The organism is Candidatus Uabimicrobium helgolandensis, assembly GCF_041508025.1.
Classification (GTDB): Bacteria; Planctomycetota; Uabimicrobiia; order Uabimicrobiales; family Uabimicrobiaceae; genus Uabimicrobium; species Uabimicrobium helgolandensis.
Genome location: NZ_CP165719.1, coordinates 9,188,517 through 9,206,459, shown reverse-complemented (window position 1 = coordinate 9,206,459; position 17,943 = coordinate 9,188,517). Strand labels below are relative to the sequence as shown.

Sequence of the window (17,943 nt, the reverse complement as noted above, 5' to 3'; positions counted from 1 at the left end):
CTCTATGTAAAATGGCAAATTATTTAGCGTCACGCCTCTTATCTGAGTAGGAAGTAATTTCATGTCAGAAGCTCTAATTACAGTAAAAAACTTAAGTATTCGCACCGAAACCCGTTCTATTCTTTCCCAAGCCAATTTCCAAATAAACAAAGGAAAAATAACTTTGTTGATAGGAGGAAGTGGCGGAGGAAAAACTGTACTACTAAAAATACTATCTGGTCTTTTGCGCAAAAACCACCCTAGTTTTTACATCGAAGGGGAGGTTCTACTTAATAACAAAAATATTTTGCAGTGGAAAAATTACTCGCAAACCGACGATGTAGGTATTGTCTTTCAAGACTACGGTTTACTAGATGACTATTCTATTTCTCAAAACATTGATTTTGCTTTTTGTCACAGCCGCAGTAAAGTACCAGTAAAGCAACGCAAGGCGATGTTTCAACACTTAACAGAGAAATTAAGTGTCAATCCTAAATTACCAATTCAACATGCTAGTGGTGGACAAAAACGCCGCATCGCTATTGCTCGAACACTAGCCTACAACCCCGATGTAATTATTTATGACGAGCCTACCGCTGGGCTTGACCCTAAAATGGCCCAAAATGTAGCACAACTAATCCAAAAAACACATTGCGATTTTAATAAACAAAGTAGCATTATTGTTACTCATGACTACCAAGAATTTTTACCTATTGCCGATCATGTGTTATTCTTAGATCCGAGCAAAAAAAGAGTTTATGAAGTTTCGAAAGAACAACTACAAGAACTCATAAACGCTGGTTATTTGCAAGTACCAATCGAAGCTCCATCTCAAAAAAATAAACTCACTCAAAAATTAGAACACCTTTTTATTTCCACTTGCAATTGGAGTATACAAACACCTCTACGCTTAGCACAATCAGTAATGAGAACGCTACCTTTGTGGAGATCGTACAAATGGGGAACGCGTTTTTTCCTTCACTATTGTAAAATGTTAGCTTTTTTGTCTTCCATTTTTTATTTAGCGATGGCAGGGGCAATTATTGGAAGTGTCAGTGCTTATTTTAGCTTTAAATTTTTACCATACAGGCATATTACGCGCCAACTGATCACTGAAGATGTACTCACTGCTTTAGGATTTGGTTTATATCGCGTTATTATACCAATATTTGCATCAATACTAATTGCTGCACGGAGTGGCGCAGCAGTGGCTTCTGATATTGGTAATCGCGTTTATTTACAAGAAACGGACTCAATGCGCTCTATGTCATGTGCCCCTTCTTCCTATTTGCAAACAGGTAGTACTCTTGCTTTTCTTGTATCTGTTCCTATTTTGACTTTAATGACATTTGCTGTTGCCCGTTTTTTTTGTTTAGTGGTATTTTCTATTATGCATCCTGAATATCATCCTGTTTTAGGAGATGCTATATTTCACAAACTACTGCGCGACGGCAATGGATTTTTTTACTTAGGCACTAGCTGGCTAATTGCCAAGAGTCTTGTTTGCGGATGGGGACTTGCTAATATTTGTTATTATATTGGAATGCGTGCAAAATCTTCAGCAAAAGATATTAGCCGCGACATTACTTTTACAGTAATTTGGGGCACACTATTTGTGATGGTTACTCACGCAGCCTTTGCATTTATCGAATTTTCAAAGAAAGTGTACTAACAAAATGGACTATGCATATCTACGACAACAATTAGGTATTTTCGATTCTTTGCAAACCATCGAATCAGGATTTACACCTCCTTCTTCTTGGTACAATGACCAACAATTTTTTAAATTAGAAGAAAAAAGTGTCTTCATGAATCACTGGTTATACGTTGGAAGAATCGATCAATTACCCGAAAGAGGCAGTTATTTCTGTGGACACTTTATTTCACAACCTTACGTTGTTGTACGCGACGAGCAAAATAATATAAATGCTTTTTATAACGTCTGTCGCCACCATGCCGCTTGTGTAGCAAAAGGTGAAGGTAAAGCACAAAAATTCGTATGCCCTTATCATAGTTGGACATATGATCTACAAGGCAAACTTAGTCACGCACCACGCCTCGATGGGATTAAAAATTTTTCCAAAAAAGATTATGGTTTAGTTCCAATTCCAACCGTTGTTTTTGGACCTTTTATATTTGTTTTTTTCGGAGAAAATCCGTGGGATTTTTTAACAGAGCATTCTGCTTTAGAATCTCAACTTAAAGAGACAGCTTATGAAAATTTACATTTTGCAAAACGCATAGAATATACCATTAATTGTAATTGGAAGGTATTTGTTGATAACTACCTTGACGGTGGATATCATGTTCCATATCTACATAAAGGTTTAGCTTCTCAACTAGATTTAAAAAATTACTCTGTAGAAATGTACGACCGCTACTCTTTACAGCTTTGTTCTGCCCGCAATGACTCAAAACCGCAGCGCGGAGATTTTAGTGAGCGCGTTTCAGGGGGAGCTATTTATGCCTGGCTATATCCAAATTTTATGATAAATCGTTATGGCCCTATTATGGACATCAATTGGACAATTCCAATAGGGCATAATAAAACAAAAGTAATATTTGATTATTTTTTCGCAAAAGATATTGGTGAAGAATTTATTAAAAAGAGCATTATTGCAAGCGATGTTGTGCAACAAGAAGACATGGATATTTGTAATGCTGTTCAGGCAGGTATAGAATCGAATGCCTACGACCAAGGAAGATATGCTCCTTTATTTGAAAAAACAGCTCTTCATTTTCATCAACTTCTATACAAAGATTTTGCGAACATTTTATTACAGGAGAATACACTATGAGATTTTGTATCTTGCTTATCTTATCTAGCGTCCTCATTGCTGAGACTCTTATTCCCTACAACTTTAAACCAGGGGAAATGACCAAGCAATGCGATCAACTTATCATCAATGCTAAAAAGAAGTTAGATAACGTTGTGGCTATTCACAAAGATAAAAGAACATTTACGAACACTGTTGTTGCAATGGAAACAATACTCGTCGATTTAGACGTTGAATCCACGCCTGCGCAGTTTGTCGCTTATGTTTCGACAAACAAAGAATTACGCGAGGAATCTTCGCAGTGTGAGCAAAAGCTATCAGCATTTGGAGTTGAAACATCTTTACGTAAAGATCTATATGATGCTTTTAATGAGTATATAGAACATAACTCAGAAGAAATTGCAAACCTTAGCGCCGAAGATGCACGTTTATTAGAAACAATGAAAACAGAGTATCGTAAAAGTGGTCTTACACTTCCAGAAAAAGACCGCAACCAACTTCAGTCTTGGCAAAAAGAACTTTCATCTTTAGAAAGTGATTTTTCAAAAAATCTTGTCGAAGATAAGTCAGTACTCAAACTTACATTAGCAGAACTAAAAGGAACTCCAGAATCATTTCAATCTCGTTTAAAGAAAGACGAAGATGGCAAGTACATAGTTACAGCAAAATACCCTGACTATGCTCCAATTGTTCGCTACGCTGAAAACCCTGAAGTACGTAAACGCATGTTGTACTTATACTACAACCGCGCAGGAGAAAAAAATACTATTTTGCTTCAAAAAGCAGTTGCTCTACGTCACCAAATTGCCGGTTTACTTGGCTATAAAAACTGGGCAGACTATCGTACTGATGGACGCATGGCAAAAAATAGCGAAAATGTTCGCACTTTCTTGCAAGGGTTACAAGGAAAATTGGCAAAAGTAAACGATCAGGATTTAATGAATTTATTTGCTGTAAAGAAACAATACGACCCTAAAGCAGAAAAATTAGATTTGTGGGATGTCGGCTACTGCTCCACAAAACTTAAACGCGAAAAATATAAAATAGACGACGAACTTGTACGTCAATATTTTCCAGCGCACCGCGTTATTGAAGGAACTTTTCATATTTACTCCAAACTACTAGGAGTAAACTTTGAAGAAGTAAAAGATGCGGATGTTTGGCACGAAAGCGTCAAATTGTTCAAGGTTGTTGATGCTAAATCAAAAGAAATAGTTTCTTATTTCTACGCTGACTTATATCCACGTGAAGGAAAATACGGCCATGCTGCAGCATTTACTCTTCGTTCTGGGCGTATGGTAGACGGTAAATACGCAAAGCCTATTTCTGCTATTGTCGCGAATTTAGAACCTCCAACAGAAGGAAAACCATCCCTACTTTCGCACGGAAATGTAGAGACATTTTTCCATGAATTTGGTCATATTATGCATCAAACACTAACGAAGGTAGGATACGCTTCTCTTTCTGGAACATCAGTAAGCCGCGATTTCGTAGAAGCTCCTTCACAAATGTTAGAGAATTGGGTATGGGACAATAAAATGCTTGCTATTATCTCTGGGCACTATGAAGACGAAAGTAAAAAATTGCCAGAGGATTTAAAGCAAAAATTGCTCAAAATTAAGCATTATAACTCAGGTATCAATTATACGCGTCAAGTATTCTATGCAACTATTGATTTCCATTTACATACATCGGGAAAAGATGTAGACGTCAATGCTCTATACCATAAGCTTTTCAAAGGCATAGTTGGTCTAGACTCCCCAAAAGGAACTAAGTGGTTAGCTGGCTTTGGACACTTAATGGGTGGCTATGACGCAGGTTATTACGGTTATCTATGGTCTGAAGTTTACGCACAAGATATGTTCACCAAATTTGCAGAAAATGGTATTCTTGATTCAGTAACAGGAATGAGATACCGTAGTATAATACTCGAAAAAGGTAATTTACAAGATCCGCAAAAATTGATCGAGCAGTTTTTAGAGAGAAAATCAAACAACGCTGCATTTTTGCAAAAACTTGGTTTAAAGTAGAGAAAAGCTGTTGCATTTAGAATTAGGGAGGTGAAGCTCCTGCTCGGCAGGAGCTTCGTCCTCTTAGTCTTTGTATTTATTGATATTAAAAATAAAGGCTTTGACTCAAAACCAACTATCGCAATTAGGTAAATGTTCGCGTAACCATTCTAACTCCCTACTTTGAATCGGATTACTCGACAAACTTAAACGTTTAAGAGTCGTTAACTGGGTAATTTCATCTATAGGTAGATGCGTCAGTTCATTACCTCGCAAGTGCAGTTCTTTTATCGATTGTAAACGTCCTATCTCCCCTGATAGATTTGTCAACCTATTATTCGTTAAATTCAAAGCTTCTAGTGCTATCAAATGTCCTATTGAAGGTGGTAGTTCTCGTAAGAAATTATCTGAGATATCGAAAGAAACCAAAGACCTCAATTTGCCTATTTCAATGGGCAAATATTGCAAATAATTTCCAGAAATATCTAACCACATCAAAGATTGTAGCTCACCTATCGTGGTTGGTAATTCAGGTAATTGATTTTCGCGAAGTATTAGTTTTTTTAAAGACGTTAGTCGGCGTATTTCTTTTGGAACACTCAAAAGTTGTTGACCTAAAAGTGATAATTCAGTGAGAGATGTTAGATTCAACATATATTCAGGTATTCTTTCTAAAGGCCGAATCACTTCTAAAGAAAACTTATCAGAAAACCCACAACTTACAAATTTACAATCCTCTAAACCGCGAAATTTAATATTACTGCGAAAACTACAGTTATCAAAGTAAGAGTTATCAATACTATAAAACCTTTTCTCATCTAAATAAAATGTACATCCGTAGTATTCGGAGTTACTTTCTATATGCCGCAGAGATTTACCTCTAATATTAAGCATCATAATTCCTCCAAACAAACTAAGCATTGTGGAAGAAGTTTTTCTAGTTGCTGTATTTGAAAAGGCTCTAGATCATTTTCGCCGACAATTAGCGTTGATAAAGAAGATAATTCCTTAATTTGCTCAGGAAGCTGATTAAGTTCATTATCATAAAGGTTCAAACTACTGAGTGATTTTAGTTTTCCAATTTCTTTAGGGATATCTTGTAAAAAATTACTATTCAAATCAATGGTCACAAGCGATGTAAGTTGCTCTATCGTAAATGGGAGTTTTGTTATACGATTGCGCGAAATTTCGAAAACTTTTAACCGCGTAAGTTGGCCTATTTCTTGTGGAATTGAAATAATCTTGTTATTTTGCAAATGTAGGTTCACTAAAGATTTCAGAAAAAAAACCTGTTTGGGAATTTCAGATAATTCATTTCCAATGAGAGCAAGCTTTGTAAGCTTTTTCAAACTAGAAAAACCACGCGGTAGTTTAGATATTTTATTATTGTCCATGTCTACTTTTCGAAGATTTCTTAGTTTACATATCTCATCCGGCAAAGAATCTATATTGTTATCATTTATATTGAACTCTCTTAGCTTTTCAAGATAACCAATTTGCTTTGGAATTTCATTCAATTCATTTTGCCCTGCGTAAAATTCCCGCAAAGATGTTAAATTTTTTATTCCTTCGGGCAATGAGGTTATTTGATTATGTGATATATATAGCTTTGTCAACGAAACGAGTTTTTCTAAATTAAAAGATAGCCCCTGTAGTGAATTTCTATTTACATATAACCAACGTAAGGAATGTAGTTCACTAAATTCGCCAGGAATCTCAGACAAGCAATTTTGCGATAAATACAACCATCGCAAAGATTTAAGTTTACCCAATTCTTTTGGCAATGAAGTTAATTTATTATGTGACAGATATAAACAATCTAAATTAACTAATTCTCCTATCTCCGCCGGTATTTTTGAAAGTCTATTGCGAGACAAGTGAAGTTCTTCTAGTGAGTTGATTTCTCCTAATGCTCGTGGAATACTTTCTAACTCATTGCTTGCTATATACAATTTTTCTAGTTTTTTTAATTGCGCAACTCTATCAGAAAGCTGAGTTATTTTATTGTTTGCTAAACTTAGAGATCTTAAAGAAGATAAAGAGTATATTTCAGAAGGAATTACTTTAAAAAGATTATTAGAAAGATTGAGCCATCGTAATTGGTCCAGTTTTTTAAATTCACGAGGCAACGATTGCAGCTTGTTATATCCTAAATCAAGCATGGTTAAAAAAGTAAGTTCACAAATCTCTAACGGCAATTCTTTCAAATTTTTACCTGAAATAATCAGTTTTGTAAGAGAAACTAAGTCAAGAACATAGCTAGGAAAATTAGATTCATTTTTTGACAAATCAAGTGCAAATTCTCCAGAGAAACCGCAATTAATAAAACGACTGTCTTTCAAATCATCAAATTTTATATTACTTCGAAAGCTACAATTATCGAAGGTCGAATTTTGTACACGGTACCAAGTTTGCTCTTCTAAATAAAATGTACAACCAAAATATAACTTGTTGCTCTCTATGGATTTCAAAATTTTGGTTTTTATTTTTTGTTTGTGCACAATCATCTCCATGCTAATAGAGGTTGAAAAATATATTTTTCAAGTTAGAGCTTTCCTGTAAAAACCTCAGGCTAGAATGTTTAACGAACGAACTATCATTATCTTTACAATTGATAGAGCTTGTAATTATCGCATGCTTTTGATAAAAAATAAAGATTCGAAACTATATTATAAAGGAAAATTATTATGCGTGCATTCATAGCGATGCCTTTTGCCGAACAATTTAACTCTCACTGGCAAACTATACAAAAAGTGTGTAAAGAACTTCAAGTAGAAACATATAGAGTGGACACAAACTTATCTTACGAACGTCATATTGATCTAGCAATCCAACAAGAAATTAAAAATAGCCATTTTGTAATTGCCATCTTAACAGGAGATTCACAAAAGCATATATGTAACCCTAACGTAGCTTACGAAGTAGGATACGCACAAGGAATAGAAAAAGAAACGATTCTTCTTGTAGAAGAACCAGAGATGTTATCTTTTGATCTAAAACAGCAACGTACATGTTTGTATCGCGGAGATATGGAAAAACTTCGCGAAGGGTTAACTGCTGAAATGAATTTTCTTAAAAAGAAACTCTCTGATAAATATACCGAAAAAATAAAAAAATTCTCTAATGAAGTGGAACGCTGCTTGCGCATTGTTTTGCCTTTCAAGTATCGAATGTTTGGTAAGAATATTGGTGTTGTCGAATCAAAAATAATTTATAATTTTTATTTTTACAAAGATAAATACCTTGCAAGCCACGGAATTACAGTATCTGGCGAAGAAAACCCTGTGAGTTTATGTTCATGGCTTGGTTATATCGCAAATAAAGATGAAAGGCGCGATGAACTAAGGCAATGGTTAAAAAGTTACGACGGGCAAATCCGAGGTTTGTTGGGATATGATACTTCTATTTATTATGAAGCGAATAATATACAAAAATCAATGGGACGCGAGTATGAATTCCTTCACGAAAATATTGTTTTAGATGAACAACGCTTTGGTACAGCTGCGGCATTACAAATTGCTCTTCGTTTACGCACCTACATAGAAACAATGCAACCTCTCTACGACAAGTTTCTTGAGGAAAAAAATATGCTTGTCGACGCAAAGCCTAAATATCAATAATGGAGAACCCTGTGCCAATAAAAATAAAAGATTACACAACTACAATATTTATATTCCTAAGTATTACTACAACCATGATAATACTTAGTTCAATAGAATACTCTTGGGATCACTGGCGTCGAGCTACTTGTTTTCCAAATAAGTGTTTTTGTGAAGCTTTACATAGTGGAACAATAGTTCAACCAGTAAACACATGGTCTAATTTAGCTTTTATTTTTATCGGCTTATTAGTTCTGCATCTTGGAAAACAAGATTTTTTAAGGCGTCCTTTTACTAACGGAATGTGTAATAAGCGTATTTATCCGCTTACCTATGGCGGTCTTCTTATATTTCTTGGATTAAGTAGTTCTTTTTATCATGCATCAATGACATTTGTTGGGCAAGTATTCGATTTGATGGGAATGTACTTACTCACTACTTTTATACTACTATATAATATAGAACGACTTCGTCCTTACAAAGCATGGGTTTTTTTACTGTGCTACGCTTTTATAAATATAGTGCTGCTCTATATTTTGTTGATTCTCCCACAAGCGCGCCGTTATATCTTCGCTCTCTTAGTAATTGTCGCTCTTGTTCCAGAGTATTTTCTTTATAAGAAAAAAAACGCAAATAACCGTTTGCTTTTTCTAGCTGTAGGGTTACTCATTATTGCATTTATTGTGTGGATACTAGATGTAAAAAAAATAATATGCGCGCCACATAGTTTTTGGCAAGGGCACGCCTTATGGCATGTATTAACTGCTTTGTCAGCAGGTACTTTATACTTACATTATCGCAGTGAAGTTTAGAGCGGAGATTTTTATGCTGCTGAATAACCGTTATACAATAGAAAAAGAAATTGGCAGTGGCGGAATGGGCGTTGTTTATCTTGCTAGAGATACAAAGAAAAGTACGCCAGTCGCTATAAAAAAATGTTATGGAGATAATTTAAATGCAAAAGAAATTAGACGCATTAAACGCGAATACTATTTTTTAAAAACAATTAAACATCCCAATCTAATACAAGGCTTAGATTTTTTTGAAGAGGCTAACAATTATTACATAGTAATGGAGTATGTTCCTGGAATAACTCTTCAGGAGTTTATTTCGCAAAAACCACATGGCATTACTTTTCGCAAACAACTCAATATAGCCAAAAAAATATGCAGTGCTGTTGCAATTATTAACAAGCACAAAGTTATCCACCGCGATCTAAAACCAGAAAATATTATTCTTGTTGGAGAAAGTTATGAACCTAAACTGTTAGATTTAGGTATAGCCAAAAAAGTAAACAAAGAATTAACAACACTCACCCAAACAAATGAAACCCTTGGAACTCCTGCCTACATGAGTCCAGAACAAATCCAAGGTAGGTTAACCGACAATTCTGATGTATTTAGTCTCGGAATCATTTTATATCAGTTATTCTCTTGGGAAGAAGACTCGCCATTCTACGACGAATCGATGATGACAACGCTATACAACATTGTCGAAATGGAAACCCCATGTATCCGCAATACCCGACAGCCTCTAGATCATCTCAATATAATTACATACCAAGCAATGGAAAAAAATAGTTCTCTACGAACAGGATCAGTGCAAATATTGCTAGAGCAACTTGAAAATATTGGCAAGGGAAGGTGGGCCATTCAACTACAAAAACCCAAAAAGTGGCTTATTGCAAATAAAATAATCGTTGTCTCTTTTGTACTACTTAGTATCTCTTTATTGTTTTTTTACATATTACAAAATCAAAAACGCCAAGACCAAAATATTACAAAATACATGCAACAAAGCCTACACTATCTCGGCATCAAGAATTATGAGAAATCAATAGAATACTGCAAACGTATTTTGCAAATAAACCCACTAAATATAGAAGCATTTCGATCTTTAGCCTATAACTATGAGCAACTACAAAAACCCCAAAAAGCCTTGCAATATCATCAAAAAATTTTACGAATTGACAGCAAAAACACCCGAGCATACCATGACTGCGGTGTCAATTACAAAATGATGCAAAAACTTGATAAAGCAATTGATTGTTACAAAAAATGCATCTCTCTTGATCCAAGGAATTCTAAAGCATATACAAATCTGGCTAGTATTTATGCTGATCGCAAAGATTACTCCAAAGCAATAAGCTATTACACAATTGCTTTACAAATAAATAGTAAAGATCATTTAGCACTTTCACAACGCGCTCATATTTATTTTCTTTTAAAGAAATACAATCTTGCTGAAGTCGATTTCAAACAACTAATCATAAATAAACCTAAATCTACTAATGGCTACGAAATGCGTGCTAGTTATTTTAGTCAACTTGGGAAGCACCAACAAGCTATTGCCGATTACAAAAAATTGATTGAACTTCAACCCCAAAATGCTTTATTCTACAGCCAAATAGCTACAGTATATACAACATTAGGTATGCATAAAAAAGCCATAGATAATTATAACACAGCTATATCTTTAAAACCTAGATACGCAGAAGCTTATTGTAATCGCGGCACAAGCTACTACTCTTTACAAAACTACAAAAAAGCTATCACTGATAGCGAAAAAGCTATCGAAATCAAGCCTATGGCTATCGCATACCACACAATTGCACTTTGTTTAGAAAAAAGCCAAAACGATCAACAAGCAATCGCTTTTTATCAAAAGGCTATAGAAATAGATCCAAATATGCAGTTTGCTTACTATAATCTAGCAAACACATTACGTAGACAAGGAGAACAGGGTTTAGCGATAGACTACTATAAAAAGGCTATTGTAGTAGATCCTAAATTTTTGTTAGCTTACCAAGAATGTGGAGTGAGCTACAATGCCATAGGCCAATACGAAAAAGCAATAGCATATTGTGATAAATTACTAAAAATATATCCACAACACGCGATAGCATATTGCAATAAAGGAGTAAACTTAGAAAAGCTAGAAAAGTATTCTCAAGCAATTGCAAACTATTCTACGGCAATACGTATCAATCCAGGTTTCCTAGCCGCTTATTTTAATCGCGGCATTAGTTACATGAAATCAAAACTTTATGACAGATCAGTACAAGATTTTATAACGGTAATTACCATGAACCCCAGCCATTCTGCGGCCTACTATCAGCTGGGGCTTTGCTATTTTCATTCAGGAAACATCAAAAAATCTATTGAAAGTTTCGATAGAAGCGCTCAATTGGCACCTAATATAGCTCTTATATACCAGAAACGAGGTCATTGCTATAGAAAATTGCAACACAATGACAAAGCTCTTCGCGATTGGCAAAAAGCAATTGTTTTAGATCCTAAGTTACAAAAAGAGCTCCAAGTATTCATTGACAAAATCAAATAAATTGCAAAACTTTTTTCAAGTCACTCAAAACAAATAACAAGATAATTTAAATAGGAGATTGTATGCACTTAAAACGAGTGTTTTCAGGAAGTCCTTGGGAAGAAAAAGTAGCCTACTGCCGTGCAATCAAAGTGGGAAATAACATATATGTCTCAGGAACATCCTCAATTAAAGATGGAAAAGTTTATGCTGCAAACGACGGTTATGAACAAACAAAAAGATGCTTTGAAATTATCAGAGAATCCTTGCAAGAATTTGGTGCTGATGTTCACTGTATAGTAAGAACAAGAATGTTTGTGACAGACATCTCTCGTTGGGAAGAGTTCAGTCGCGCGCATTTTGCTGTATTTAAAGATAACCCTCCTGTAACAACAATGGTAGAAGTTAAGGCTTTAATTGACCCAGAAATGCTCATTGAAATTGAAGCAGAAGCTATTGTTGAATAACGATATATTGGGCGCAGTGGTTATGTATTCCTAAGTGACCTGCCAAAAGTATTTACCCATTGGCATTTTGTTCTTTAATTTTCTAGCTTTGTTGCTCCTCTGTTACGCAGCTACGGCTGCGCGCCTTCGTCGCGCCGCGCTATAAAAATAAAGCCCTGCATTCAACGGGTAACTACTTTTGTCAAGTCACTTAGTAATAAAATTTTGTACACTGTGTAGTTCGTCTAACGAATCAATTTCGAACCAATCATTGTTATTTATTTTACATATGTAAACATTGAGCTTTTTCAAATTGTTCTTAACAATATCATCCCAGTATAAGTCAGTAAAAGATCCTGCTTCTATTGTTTTATTTAATTCTTTAACAATAATGTCTGCATCCTGTCGCGTCCAATATGAAATGCCCGACATGATATAGTGCGTTCCACTTTCGACAGTAATATCAAGTACTTTATTATTATCATCAAAGTGGAGCCTCCATTCCTCTTTTACATTTTCTTTGCAACCAGAAAAATACAAAGATGTTTGTGGACGGTTTATTAGAAAGTTGCGATGCAAATAAGCATCTGCATCAATAACATAACTATCACCTAATAAATCTTTTACTAAATACATAGTATAAATATTATTGTATTTGTCGTAAAAAGGGTTATGAATAAGGGTAATACCTTGGTCTTTAAGATAATCAAATTCTTGAGAAAGATACCCAGTAACAACAAAAATATCTTTAACACCAATAACACGTAAATAGTCAATTTGTCTTTCTAAAAGTGGCTGGCCATTCACTACAATTAAAGATTTTGGTGTGGTTAAAGTAAGCGGACGCAATCGAGTCCCCATACCTGCAGCGAGAAGAATTGCTTTCATATTTCCCTTTTCCTATAATTTTTTTGTTTCTTTTTGTTATATTTATTCCACAATATAAGTAGGGTGTGTCAAAATGCCTAAAGATTTTATATAAAATTGTATTGAGGTTATCATAATCATCATATACGAGAAATTGTTACAAGTACATCAATTTTTAGTTTAGTAACCCTACAGGTTACCTAGTTACACAGGAGAGAAAAATGAAACACTCTATTATTTTTATCATGCTATTGGCAATTTTTTCTGCTTTCATAATTGCCGAAGAAGAACCCGTTTTTGTTGATAATGTGACAGTAAAACACATTGAAGGACATAAATATAAAATTACTGTAAGTGGCAATGCCCCCAACCCTGGCTATACAAATATTCGTTTAGTTCCACACACTTATATGATGGCACCAGAAAGCTGGGAAATGATTGTATTAGCAGATGCTCCCAAAAGCGGTGGTATGATGATTCAAGTATTGAAACCTTACACAGTTTCTCTCGACTATACTTTTTCAGACACAACAAAAAGCGTTACAATTATTGGTCGCACTCGCAAAGTGGAAAAAAAACTTTCAGGTGGAAAAGTAATTCCTCCCAAAAAACGCGTTCAAGAACTAATTCATGGTGTGAAAATAAAAGGCGACAATGTTATTTTTCTTGTACGAAGTGGTGGATGCACCAAAAAAGAACATTTTGAATGTGATGTAACACACAAAGGGGATTCAGCACAGGTGGCTTTGTATCGAACAACTCCTGACTTTTGTGAAATGGTTCCACATACAATAGAAATTAGCTTTTCCAAAAAAGAGCTAGGTTTAAAAAACTTTAACTTCACAATCAAAAATACTTTTACTTTTGCAAAGTAAATTGTAAGTAAGTGCCTAAAAGTAAGTGATCTGACAAAAGTAATTACTCGATCGAGCACAGAAAATGAAAGCATGGCGAGTAATACTTCTGGCAGTCACTTATTTTCGATTGCGCAACATAGATTGATACATACGGTATTGCTGTTTACGAGCATTATTTTTATTATAAACAATCAAATTCTTCCAAGCTAAGTTATAAACAATTCGATTTTCACCTGGATATGTAGAAAGAGATAAAATATTCTGTTTCAAAATATCTTCAACTGCTTGACTGTATGGCATTTTTAACAACAATTGATAGTATTTAGGATGTAAAATTTTTTCTCTTGTCAAAGCCAATAACTTTTGTGCTATGGATCGTGAAACGGTGTTAGTATGCTTCCAATCGGTATCTAGCAATTCGAGATAAAAGAGTATTTTCTCTTCCAACTGTATAGCCTTTTCAAATAATCCACTCGCTTTCTGATAATGCCCTTTCGACTTGACAAGAATACCTTCTCTAAAATAATCATTTGCATCCATAAATTCCAATGCATGCATTTGTGCGAATATTTTTTTATAACGCTGTGCCCAATGATGCTCTTGTACACGCCTTCTAAATTTTTCATAATAAGGTACTTCATTTTCAATACGAGAGCTATTAACTAAAGTTAGAAAGTCTATAGCTTTAGAAGTCATCAATTTAGACATCATGCGACGATTTATCGCAAGAGAAATTCCTTTTCGTATATAAAAGTCTTTGTTCTCTTTCATTTTTAAAACAAGCGAATCTACAACTGCTTCATTGGCTAAATACGAGTATGCTCCATAAGCATATGTACGCAAATTATTATTCTTAGCATTAAAGTATTTTTGCGCAATTTCTTTCCTCTGTATTTTTGATTTATACTTGCGTCTTACAATGGGAAAAGGCACCATACCTACATTCTTTAAGATAATAGCCTGTAAGTTAGGATTCTCTTCTTTATTTAACCACTCTAAGACTTCTTTACCTGAGCCAGCATAAATAGAATATCCATAACTACGCAAAAATTTACTGTTACTTTCAATAAGAGGTACAGAGCTCATTATTTTAAAGCTTTTCGACAGTTTTCTTCTGAACAATTTGGTAAAAGCATATAGACGTACAATGGGGTCTTTATCTTCTTCAAAATAATATTTTTCAATTATGTCATAGTAAAGCTGTGATGAATCTAGGTAATTTATAACAGCTATCTTTGTATAAGAATGTGTATCTTCGTATAAAATATCCTGGATAGTTTTCCGCGGTATCTTGATTCGCATTCGCTGTGATCTTTGCAAAATAGTAATTTGTAAGGCTGCCGATTCTTGCGAAAAATTTGTAAAGACATTCTGCCATGATTTTTGATATTGCTGCTTCTGTTTACTATCACGAGTCATAGTTTTCGCAAGAAAAGAATATGCTATACAGCGAATTTGTTGAGAATACTTAGAATTTGTATACTTTACTAAAATTTTAGCTGCCAGTTTATTATCTTTCCCTATAAGGCTTTGAGCGATAAGCACTGCAGAAATAGCATCTCCTTGTAAGAAATGAACAAGTTGATCTTCGTCACAACTATAGAAAGAGCGAAAGCCAGCGCAAATTTTTCTTAAAATTGGATTAGAAAAACCACTTACTGGTATTTGTTTTATTTTTTCAGTAGTAATCATATTAAAATCTTGTAATACCCGTGCACATATAACCTGCAGAGTTTTATCTTTGGAGTGTTGTCTAAACCATTCGATTTTTTCAAATTGATATAAAAGTATTAGAGATTTAGCCGCAATATAGCGATGCCATAGATTTTCTTCTTTATCGACAAGAACATCTTCCACTTTCTCAATACTCAACGATTTTGTTATACGCGAACGCGGATGTAAAGAAGCATGGGCCATCATATAGTAAAGAGCATATAACTCTTCTTTTTGGCGAATATTCAAAATATCACTAGCCATTTGCAACTGACCATGTTTTTTTAAAACATCAATTATATTTTCACTATAGCGTAGAACAAGCAAACCAGAACGAGCAGAATAAAAAATCTTTTCGTCTTGAGAACTGAGCTTTTTTACAAGGTTATTAATCGAATTTTGATTGGTTTGATTTTTTTTAAATTTTAGATATTTAGTATAATGATGAAGGTATTTGTCGCGAATTTGGGCAAGGGGTATATTGAGAATATTTTCAGGCCGATAAACCCATTTCTGCAATTCTGAAATGAGTTGTAAATAACGCATATCTATAAGATTGATATCCTGAGTTGCAATTTCAATAAATTCTTGTAATGCTTCGATATCTAGAGGATTAATTGTACGTGCCTGTTGAAAAATGCGACTTGCTTTACTATATTTTTGTTGTTTCACAAGTACTTTTCCCAGCCAAACATAGTAGGTGCTATTTTCGGTTTCGAGAACAATACTTTTGTCTAAATATTTCTTGGCTTGTTGATAATTACCTAAAAAAAAGTAACTTTTTCCTAAGTAATGATAAACTGGCGCAAACTGTTGTAGATTTTTTTGAGCTATTTGTAAACTCTGCAATGCCTCTGTATATTTTGCCAAATAAAAATACACTTTACCTATAAAAAAGTGTAACATTCCATAATCATAAAAAGTACGATTACTAATTATTGATTGAGCAGCTAAAAATTGTTCCAATGCTAAATGATATTCTTGGGATCTATAGTACAATCTTCCAAGATAGTATCTTGCATATTTTTTTTCGAAAGTAGGTTCAGATATCAATACTTTAGAAAAATATTCGATTGCTTTGATATTGTTCTTTTCAGAAAAATGATACTCTCCTAGAGCTAACCACACCGCTGATGAAAAAGGTTTTTGAATTTTGGTGATTAAATTATCAAAATTTTTTGTGCTTTGTGTCTTTGCACTAAGAATTAATTCATATTCATTGTATTTAGAAGACGTTATCAAACCTTCTTTTTTTACAATCTCCAACTCTTCGTATGCTTTATCATAAAATCCTTGATCAATCCAGTCCTCTACGGTTGAAACAATAGTAAAGTTTCTTTGTTGCTGCACTCCTCGCGAAGAAAAAACAAAAAAACACATTGCAATCAAAAGAATTGTAGACACTAAGAAGAAAATTATTTTTTGAGAATGATACCCCCAAAAATTGTCAAGTTTACTTGCCTTAGCGCTTTTATTATTTAAAAGTGCATCTATATCATCATGAAAAGCCTTTGCACTTTGATAGCGATGTTTTTTATCTTTTTGTAAAGCTTTAAGACAAATATAGTCAAGAGAAGAAGGAATATCTTTGTTTATTTTTTGAGGAGGAATAGGCTTTTCATTTAGTATTTTACATAAAATATTGATTTGTAAAACACCAGATACATACATCACACCTGTGATCATTTCATACAACACAGCACCCAAAGAATAAACATCCGTTAAGTAATCAATTTCTTTTTTCTTTGCTCTCACTTGCTCTGGAGACATATAAAGCAAGGTCCCCACAATTTTATTATCGGATCCAGTTAAACTTTTTTGTACATTATCTAATTGTTTGGCAATACCAAAATCCATTAAATACGGAGTTTGATCTTGAGCAATCATAATGTTTGCAGGCTTCAAATCGCGGTGAATAATTTTATTTTTATGTGCATAATCAACAGCAAGCGTTATTTTTTTAAAAATAAGTAGTTTTTCAGTGAGGGTAAGTTCATTTTTTTTCAAATAGACTCCAAGATCAAGCCCTTCACAATATTCCATAACCATAAATGGCATATTATTTATAGTAAAAAAATCATATATTTTTAAGATATTTGGATGATTAAGAGCAGATAAATACTGTGCTTCTCGTATAAATCGTTTATGTTCAGATTTTTGAGCTTTAATAGCAACATAACGATTAACTAAAGTATCATGAGCGAGGTAAACTTGTGCCATACCTCCTTGGCCTATTTTACGAATCAACTTATAATGACCAATATATTTGTCATTCATCATATCACCATTTCGGTTTATGGATGTTTTGCTGTAAGTAACTTGGTATATAACACAAGATATTTTGAGTAAAGCGATGAAAAAATCGTAACCATAAT

Annotated in this window: 12 protein-coding genes; 8 read left to right on the top strand and 4 right to left on the bottom strand. The window is 34.1% G+C overall.

Going from position 1 to position 17,943, the window contains the following annotated elements:
• The first annotated feature begins 61 nt into the window (after nt 1-61).
• The 3 genes from UABHE_RS34120 to UABHE_RS34110 are packed head-to-tail and all read left to right on the top strand — an operon-like array spanning nt 62 to nt 4,786.
• Nucleotides 62-1,651 carry an ATP-binding cassette domain-containing protein gene (locus tag UABHE_RS34120; protein ID WP_372367969.1) on the top strand — a complete coding sequence of 530 codons (1,590 nt, stop codon included), beginning with the start codon at nt 62-64 and terminating at the stop codon, nt 1,649-1,651.
• A 4-nt stretch (nt 1,652-1,655) separates the two neighbouring features.
• Complete coding sequence (locus tag UABHE_RS34115; protein ID WP_372367967.1) at nt 1,656-2,777, top strand: aromatic ring-hydroxylating dioxygenase subunit alpha; 1,122 nt, start codon at nt 1,656-1,658, stop codon at nt 2,775-2,777.
• Nucleotides 2,774-4,786: a M3 family metallopeptidase gene (locus UABHE_RS34110; RefSeq protein WP_372367966.1), complete on the top strand. Its 2,013-nt coding sequence runs from the start codon at nt 2,774-2,776 to the stop codon at nt 4,784-4,786. Before UABHE_RS34115 ends, UABHE_RS34110 begins: the two co-directional genes overlap by 4 nt.
• Nucleotides 4,787-4,891: 105 nt before the next feature.
• On the opposite strand, the gene UABHE_RS34105 is transcribed toward UABHE_RS34110, so the two are convergent.
• Nucleotides 4,892-5,662 carry a leucine-rich repeat domain-containing protein gene (locus tag UABHE_RS34105; protein WP_372367965.1) on the bottom strand — a complete coding sequence of 257 codons (771 nt, stop codon included), beginning with the start codon at nt 5,660-5,662 and terminating at the stop codon, nt 4,892-4,894.
• Nucleotides 5,659-7,266: a leucine-rich repeat domain-containing protein gene (locus UABHE_RS34100; protein WP_372367964.1), complete on the bottom strand. Its 1,608-nt coding sequence runs from the start codon at nt 7,264-7,266 to the stop codon at nt 5,659-5,661. Before UABHE_RS34100 ends, UABHE_RS34105 begins: the two co-directional genes overlap by 4 nt.
• Nucleotides 7,267-7,452: 186 nt before the next feature.
• On the opposite strand from UABHE_RS34100, the gene UABHE_RS34095 reads away from it, so the two are divergent.
• The 4 genes from UABHE_RS34095 (at nt 7,453) to UABHE_RS34080 (ending at nt 12,152) form a co-directional block, all read left to right on the top strand.
• Entirely contained in the window at nt 7,453-8,385 is a 933-nt protein-coding gene (locus UABHE_RS34095) for a hypothetical protein (protein ID WP_372367963.1), read from the top strand.
• Nucleotides 8,386-8,396: 11 nt separating this feature from the next.
• Complete coding sequence (locus UABHE_RS34090; RefSeq protein ID WP_372367962.1) at nt 8,397-9,176, top strand: ceramidase domain-containing protein; 780 nt, start codon at nt 8,397-8,399, stop codon at nt 9,174-9,176.
• A 13-nt stretch (nt 9,177-9,189) separates the two neighbouring features.
• Nucleotides 9,190-11,706 (top strand): tetratricopeptide repeat protein, encoded by a 2,517-nt coding sequence (locus UABHE_RS34085; RefSeq protein ID WP_372367961.1) that lies wholly within the window; start codon nt 9,190-9,192, stop codon nt 11,704-11,706.
• A gap of 62 nt (nt 11,707-11,768) precedes the next feature.
• Nucleotides 11,769-12,152 (top strand): RidA family protein, encoded by a 384-nt coding sequence (locus UABHE_RS34080; protein ID WP_372367959.1) that lies wholly within the window; start codon nt 11,769-11,771, stop codon nt 12,150-12,152.
• 186 nt (nt 12,153-12,338) lie between these two features.
• Here the strand turns inward: UABHE_RS34080 and UABHE_RS34075 are convergent, their stop codons facing one another.
• Nucleotides 12,339-13,019, bottom strand: coding sequence for an NTP transferase domain-containing protein (locus UABHE_RS34075; RefSeq protein ID WP_372367958.1), 681 nt, complete (start codon nt 13,017-13,019; stop codon nt 12,339-12,341).
• A 200-nt stretch (nt 13,020-13,219) separates the two neighbouring features.
• Here UABHE_RS34075 and UABHE_RS34070 point away from each other — a divergent pair, with 200 nt between their 5' ends.
• Nucleotides 13,220-13,873: a hypothetical protein gene (locus tag UABHE_RS34070; protein WP_372367957.1), complete on the top strand. Its 654-nt coding sequence runs from the start codon at nt 13,220-13,222 to the stop codon at nt 13,871-13,873.
• A gap of 99 nt (nt 13,874-13,972) precedes the next feature.
• On the opposite strand, the gene UABHE_RS34065 is transcribed toward UABHE_RS34070, so the two are convergent.
• Nucleotides 13,973-17,848 carry a protein kinase gene (locus UABHE_RS34065; RefSeq protein WP_372367956.1) on the bottom strand — a complete coding sequence of 1,292 codons (3,876 nt, stop codon included), beginning with the start codon at nt 17,846-17,848 and terminating at the stop codon, nt 13,973-13,975.
• Nucleotides 17,849-17,943: the final 95 nt, after the last annotated feature.